This window comes from Catonella sp. (genome assembly GCF_052169795.1).
Classification (GTDB): Bacteria; Bacillota; Clostridia; order Lachnospirales; family Lachnospiraceae; genus Catonella.
The window spans coordinates 1-7,379 of sequence record NZ_JBQNBU010000095.1; the positions used below are offsets into that span (position 1 = coordinate 1).

At 33.8% G+C, this 7,379-nt stretch carries 7 protein-coding genes and 1 pseudogene; all 8 read left to right on the forward strand.

Annotated elements, in window-relative coordinates:
* Positions 1–96 precede the first annotated feature (96 nt).
* A pseudogene (locus ACTTKP_RS10375) lies at positions 97–762 on the forward strand (VirD4-like conjugal transfer protein, CD1115 family); the annotation flags it as partial.
* A gap of 151 nt (positions 763–913) precedes the next feature.
* On the forward strand, positions 914–2,104 hold the full coding sequence (locus tag ACTTKP_RS10380; RefSeq protein ID WP_442553830.1) for a DUF4368 domain-containing protein: 1,191 nt from the start codon (positions 914–916) through the stop codon (positions 2,102–2,104).
* Between the two features lie 98 nt (positions 2,105–2,202).
* On the forward strand, positions 2,203–2,796 hold the full coding sequence (locus ACTTKP_RS10385; RefSeq protein WP_268734252.1) for a TetR/AcrR family transcriptional regulator: 594 nt from the start codon (positions 2,203–2,205) through the stop codon (positions 2,794–2,796).
* A gap of 19 nt (positions 2,797–2,815) precedes the next feature.
* Positions 2,816–3,403, forward strand: a complete 588-nt coding sequence (locus tag ACTTKP_RS10390) for an MptD family putative ECF transporter S component (protein WP_442553831.1) — start codon at positions 2,816–2,818, stop codon at positions 3,401–3,403.
* Between the two features lie 19 nt (positions 3,404–3,422).
* A complete protein-coding gene (locus ACTTKP_RS10395) occupies positions 3,423–4,124 on the forward strand; it encodes an energy-coupling factor transporter transmembrane component T (protein WP_032462568.1) in 702 nt (233 codons plus the stop codon).
* A complete protein-coding gene (locus ACTTKP_RS10400) occupies positions 4,117–5,511 on the forward strand; it encodes an ATP-binding cassette domain-containing protein (RefSeq protein WP_442553832.1) in 1,395 nt (464 codons plus the stop codon). The genes ACTTKP_RS10395 and ACTTKP_RS10400 overlap by 8 nt, the downstream gene beginning before the upstream one ends.
* A gap of 24 nt (positions 5,512–5,535) precedes the next feature.
* Positions 5,536–6,891 (forward strand): MATE family efflux transporter, encoded by a 1,356-nt coding sequence (locus ACTTKP_RS10405; RefSeq protein WP_442553833.1) that lies wholly within the window; start codon positions 5,536–5,538, stop codon positions 6,889–6,891.
* 123 nt (positions 6,892–7,014) lie between these two features.
* Positions 7,015–7,379, forward strand: a 365-nt coding sequence (locus tag ACTTKP_RS10410) for a sigma-70 family RNA polymerase sigma factor (RefSeq protein WP_442553834.1), incomplete at its 3' end; no start/stop codon positions are given.

A 7,379-nucleotide genomic window follows, 5' to 3' on the forward strand; every position in this document is an offset into this window, starting at 1 on the left:
GTACCTGTCAGAGTAAGTGCAACACCATGTTGCATTTAAGTTGAAAAACTACATCAAAATAAAAATCGTCAATAAATCAAAAAAGGTACTTGACAAAACGCTCTCTGGGGCAGGCATTCCGATATTGAACCGTTTGAAGATAAGGTGTTTTCAGAAAATGTAATCCTGTCTCAGACTGAAAGGATTACCATGAATTCAAGGCCGAAGGTTCCAAAATATGCGAGGAATAAAAATGTGCTTGTGGTAGGCGGTTCAGGCTCAGGAAAGACCAGGTATTTTATAAAGCCAAATCTTTTGCAGATGCATTCAAGCTATGTGGTTACTGATCCGAAAGGCAGCCTTATAGGGGAAGTCGGAAATGCCCTTTATAAGAACGGATACCGGATTAAGGTGTTTAATACAATAAATTTTACAAAATCAATGCACTATAATCCGTTTGCATATATCCATTCAGAAAAGGACATATTAAAGCTGGTTACGACACTTATTGCGAACACTAAGGGGGAAAGCAAGGGAAGTGACGACTTCTGGCTGAAAGCCGAAACCCTTCTATATACGGCACTTATAGGCTACATACACTATGAGGCACCTGAGGAAGAGCAGAACTTCTCCACCCTGCTTGAAATGATAAATGCAATGGAAGTAAGGGAAGATGATGAGGAGTTTAAAAACCCTGTGGATATGATGTTTGATGAGCTTGCAGCAAAAGAGCCTGAACACTTTGCAGTGAGGCAGTATGCAAAGTATAAGCTTGCGGCCGGAGTAATAGAATTAAGAAGAACACTTCATCACTATTTGAGTGAAAAATGTTTTGCTTAATTCTTTTTTTATTGGAGAATTTGAGTGAAAGGAGGTAATTGCAAGAATATTAGAAGCCGACAAGATAGATATACCCGCCTATCATCAGCAGAAATTGGGATATGGACTACATCAAAGCAAAGTGTTTGAATATCCGTATCGTTGGTGCAGCTCCACGATTGCAAGTATCTTAAAGAAACAGGAATACTTAGGGCATACAGTCAATTTCAAAACAAGAAAACATTTCAAAGACAAGAAAAGTAAATACGTATCTGAAGATAACTGGTTGATATTTGAAAATACCCACGAGCCAATTATAGACCAAGAAACATTTGACAATGTTCAAAGGATAAGAGGAAATGTAAAAAGGTATCCTGATGGTTGGGGAGAATACCATCCCCTTACAGGGCTTATGTACTGTTCGGATTGTGGCAGTAAAATGTATGTACATAGAACAAGCAACTACAAGAATATCCCCTATTATACTTGCAGTGCCTACACAAAAGCACCTTGTGGAACACTTTGTCCATCTGCTCACAGGATAAAAGCAGAAGTAGTCTTAAAGCTCATTCAAAGCACCTTACAAGACATTAAGAAAAGCCTTGATGAAGATAACGAAGCCTTTCTCCATTCCATTCAAAACGAAATGGAAGAAAGCGAGAAAATGGAAATGGAAAAGAAAAAGACAAGGCTCACAGATAGTAAAAACAGACTTCAGGAACTGGAATGCTTAATGTGTCGGATATATGAAGATATGATACTGGAGAAGATACCGAATACCCGACATGAAATCTTAAATAATCAGTATGAAACAGAGCAAAGAGAACTCAGCAAAGAAATCGATGGGTTGGAAAAAGCCATCAAGCGATACGAAAAAGAAACCGACAGAGCCAAGAAGTTTATCCGGTTGATTGAACGCTATGATAACTTTGACGAACTGACACCTACCATCATCAACGAGTTTGTAGAAAAAATCTTAATTCACGAACGAGATCGAAAAGGCAGTCAAACCGCCAATCAGAAAGTCGAAATCTACTTCAACTTTATCGGCAACTATGAACCGCCGAAAGAAGAATTATCTGAAGAAGAAATGCAGAAATTAAGGGAGGAGGAAGAAAAAGAAAGGGCAAGAAAAGACAGACTTCATCAAAACTACCTTAAGCGTAAAGAAAACGGCAAGCAAAAAGAATATGAGGATAGATATAAGGCAAGGAGAGAGGAGAAAAAACAGGAAAAGCTAAAGAGTTTGAAAAGAACAGGGATACCGGTAAGTGAGTATAGAAAAATATTTAAAAAACAAAAATGATATACAATAGTTAGTTGACATTAACTATCATATAGTATATAATAAAAACCGACGACATTGTCGGTTTTTATTTGTTGAGTAGAAAAGAGGTCTTCATTTTGAAAGAAGAAAAACAAAAAGTAGGACAAATCAAAAAAAAGAAAATTAGAGAAGCTGCAAAAAAATGTTTTTTAACAAAAGGCTTTCAAAGCACAACGATGGAAGATGTCATTACAGAGATAGGTATGAGTAGAGGGGGTGTTTATCATCATTATGCAAGTACAAATGAAATGCTTAAAGACTTAATGCTTGATGGTAATGATTACAGAAACAGCTTGATAAATGAGTATTTGGAAAATAATCGAGGCAAAGATAAATATCAGCAAATGGGTGATATTTTGGTTGATAAGTCACTGGCTGATACAGATTTGATGAGATTATATACGCTCCTTTTACAGGCAAAAAAATATAATGAGGATTTTGAAAAGTTGTATCAAGAATTGAAACTTAATACGACTAATGAGCTAAGTTTAATCGCCAAGCAGCTTGGAATTAAAGCAGATATATTTGGTGACGGTTTTTTAGTGAATTATATCAATGGATTGATATTAAGTTCAGAAATTTTAGGTGCGAGAAAGTCTTATAGCGAGCATAAACGATATATAAAAGAAACAATGATAAATTATATTGTTGATGTAGAAAAGAAAAATTAAAACAATTAGGAGGTTTCAAATGAGCAAACGATTAGAGGTAAAGGATTTAATCAATATAGGATTATTTTCCGTATTAGGATTCATATTTATGATGATTGGATCATTTTTAGCAATGGTTCCGGTTTTAATGCCGGTTGTCCCATTTGCACAGGGAGTTTTGGTAGGACCTGTAAATATGCTATATTCTACCAAGATTAAAAAAAGAGGAATGATTTTTATTCAATCATTATTGATTGCATTGATATATGTTGCTATGGGACATGGACCTTGGGCATTATTAACTGCTGTTATTGCCGGTATTATTGCTGAAATAATTTTGAAATCAGGAGAATATACCAATGTAAAGAAAGCAAGATTAGCATTTTCAATTGCTCCTCTTTGCACGTTAGGAAATTGGCTTCCAATTTTTATATCGAGAAATGAATATATTAAGCAAATGTTAGAACAAGGATACAATCAAGAGTTCATTGATAAGATGCTTAGTGTTATGCCGAATTGGATTATTGTTGTAATGGCAATAGTAGGAATTATCGGTGCATATATAGGTTGCAGCATTGGAATGGCATTTCTAAAAAAACACTTCAAAAAAGCCGGTATGGAAAAATAAGATTTCATGGAGAGTTAGGATGATAATCAAACTTGATTTTCGTACAAAACTTTTTATGACGATAGTTCTTTCATATGTGATGGTATTAGGCAATATTCAAACAAAGTATTTCGTGCAAGCCATTTTAATATCCACAATTCCGATAATACTTTTAATTCACGCAAAATATACAAGAGTAGCTATTATTGGAGTGGCTACTCTTTTGTTTGTTTATGCTGCTGATAAATTTCTGATAGGGCTTAATTACAATCCTATGGTTGCAATTTTATTGATAATAGTAATGGTTATTAAAAAAATTCTTCCTGCATTTTTGATGGGGAGATATACCATACTTACATCAAATGTTGGAGAAAGCATTTACTCATTAAAAAAAATGAAATGTCCTGATGAAATAGCCATTCCCTTGACGGTAATGGTACGTTTCTTTTATGCAGCAAGGATTGATTATAGTCATATAAAAAAAGCTATGCGTTTGAGAGGATTGACGCTTAAAAAGTTAATAAAGAGTCCAATTTTATTATTTGAATATAGATTTGTGCCATTATTGATGTGCTTGTCAAAAGCAGCAGATGATTTGACGGTATCAGCTATGACGAAAGGGTTGGCTGTAAATCAAAAGAGGACAAGTATTAGTGAAACATATATGGGACTTATGGATTATATATTTTTCTCAATAATGGTATGGATAATCTATCTGTATATAAGGGGGAAATATGCTTGAATTACAAAATTTAACAGTGAGTTTTGACGGTGAAAGCATATTGAAAAATATAAATATGATTTTCAAACCCGGTGAAGTAACCGTCATTACAGGACATTCAGGAACAGGAAAAAGTAGCTTACTAAAAGTTATCAATGGAATTATTCCGGAATACAATAATGCAGAATTAGAAGGAGATATTGTATTTAACGGAAAATCACTGTTTGGCTTGACGATATTGGAACGATCTAAATTTATATCCACAGTGTTTCAAAATCCTAAAACACAATTTTATTGTATCAATTCAACCGATGAACTGGCTTTTCAGTTAGAAAATAGAAACATAGATAAGAATTTGATTTTAGATAAAATTAGGTATTATTCAGAGGTTTTAGGTACAAAAGAATTATTGGACAGAAATATTTTTGAATTATCCGGAGGCGAAAAGCAGTTGATTGCAGTAACAGCTTGCGGGATTTCTGAAAATGAAATTATCTTGTTGGATGAACCCTCATCTTCCTTAGATCAGGTTGCAATAGAGCATTTACAGAATGCCATTATGGAACTGAAAAAAAGAAAGAAAATTATCATCATTGTGGAGCATAGATTGTTTTATCTGAAAGATATGCTTGATAAATTGTGTGTGATAGAAAATGGAACTTATAAAGAATACACAAAAGAGCAGTTTTGTGATGATTTCTTTGAACAGGTTTCTGAAAAACACAATCTAAGGAGTTTTAATGCGATTTCTAAAAACAATTTTTTAAGCAGGAAATATAAGCAAGTAGAAGTGTTAAAGAAAAATTCTTCAGATCTTGATTGTAAAGCATTGTCTTGTTTGAATTTCAAAAAAAAATATGAAAGAAAGGAAATCTTTGACTTCAGTATTGCCTTTGAATCCGGTATCAATTTCATCATTGGTCAAAATGGTGTTGGGAAAAGCACTTTTATCAATTTGCTGATGGGGCTGACAAGAGGAACAGGAGAGGTGTTTTATAACGGAGTAAAAGTAAAAAAACGATGTGAAAATATTTTTGCGATTATGCAAGATGTTAATTATCAACTTTTTACAGAGTCTGTATGGCAAGAAATTTCAACTATTACTAAGGAGAATGAATTAAAAAATGAAATTTTGAGAACAGTAAACTTATTTGATAAAAAAGAAATGCACCCAAACTCATTATCGGGAGGTGAAAAGCAACGATTATTACTTGCTATGTCAATGCTAAGCAAGAAGCCTATCATAATTTTCGATGAACCGACAAGCGGACTATGTAAAAGGCAGATGGATATTTTGATTGGATTTCTTAATAAAATGACCGAACAAGGAAAGATAATTATCATAATCACACACGATTATGAATTTATAGATAGATGTAACGGAAAAGTATATGAGTTTGTGAAATAAATATAGGTAAAGGAGAATGATACGATGAAAGAAGATATGAAAACACAACTATTAACAAAAAGTCCTAAAGAACTGTTATTTAAGTTGGCAATTCCCGGAATAATCGGGATGATTGTCATAGGATTGTATCCATTTATGGATGGTGTGTTTGCAGGATGGCTCATTGGTGATTATGCTATGTCAGCCATTAGTGTATCCATGTCTTTAACAATAATCAATGGTGGAATATCGGCATTGATTGGCGTTGGAAGTGCCTCAATATTATCAAGAGCAATCGGAAAGGGCGATAAAGAAACGACAGATAAAATATTCGGGAATTTTTGTTACTGGGTAATATTTTTCTCTGTAATTATCACAATATTTGGCTTGATTTTTGCACCTCATTTTTTAGATTTGGTAGGTGCTAAAGGAAATATTAAAGAACTCGGTGTGAGATATTTAAGAGTAGTTTTCTTTGGCTCTATATTTGTGAATTTTGCTCAAGCGGGAAATATGACAATGCGTGGCGAAGGTGCATTAAAGCAATCTATGATGATTATGGGAGCGGGAGCTATATTAAACATTATTTTAGATCCTATTTTTATGAAGTTGATGGGTGAATATGCGATTGAAGGTGCAGCTATTGCCACTGTTATATCTCAAATTGTACAAGCAATATTGACATTCCACTATTTTTCAAAGAAAAGTGCTTTTGTGGGTATCCATAAAATTCAAAAATACAAGGCAATTTATAGCGAAATGTTTAGTATAGGAAGTTCGGCAATGATGATGCAAATTTTATTTGCAGTACAGCAAACATTTTTGTTTAAGCAAGCCTTTGCGTATGGAGGAGATGATTGGGGAATTTTGATGTCTGCTACAATGCGATTATATATGTTTTCCTTTATTCCACTGTGGGGTATGAGTCAAGGCTTACAACCTGTTATTGGAGCTAATTTCGGAGCAAAACAATACGGAAGAGTAAAAGATACGATGAAGATTTTTATGTATGGTGCAACAATTCTTGCAGCAGCTTCATGGATACCATCAATGTTTTGTTCAGAAAAATTACTATCATTATTCAGTGTGAGAAGGGAGATTATTGAAGTTGGTGTTGTAAATTTTAAGATGTTTTATTCTACATTCATCTTATATGGAATTATGATTATGACACTTACATTTTTCCAATCCATAGGAGATGGAAAAAAAGCAGGCATGATTGTAATGCTTAGACAGTTAGTTTTATTTATTCCTGCAATATTACTATTTCCAAAGGTGTTTGGAGCGTCAGCAGTTTGGTGGACAGAACCTATCGTAGACTTTAGTATGATTATGTTAGGACTGTTTTTAATGCTTAATGGACTTAGGAAGATGGGAAAACAACAAATTACAAACAGTTAAATACATCTAAAGAAAAGGTAAACTCTTTTCAATTCAGAGGACATTTTACGCCAAAGTGTAGAAGTCCTCCTTTTTTTATTCTCAAAAAGCAAAAACAGAGAGCAGAAAAAGGAGGATTACACAATGGACAAAAAAGAATATTTCCTTTATGTCAAAGGAAAAGCGGTTAAGGTCAGTGAAGAAGTCTATAAAGCCTATTGGAAGATAACCGAGCATGAAAAATACCTTATCAAGAAAGATTGGAAAAACAATGTAATACCGTTTTCAGCACTGGACTATGACGGACACTTTGTAGACAATATCATAGATGAAAGAGTAGACTTAGAAAAAATTGTAGAGGTCAAAATGCAGATCGAAGAATTAAACAAGGCATTAGCTACACTCACAAAAAAAGAAAGAGAGCTGATAGAAGCCATTTTCTACAAAGAAGAAAGTCTAAGATCGATCAGCAAAAAAGAAAAAGTAAGCTATCAAGCAATCGGAAAAAG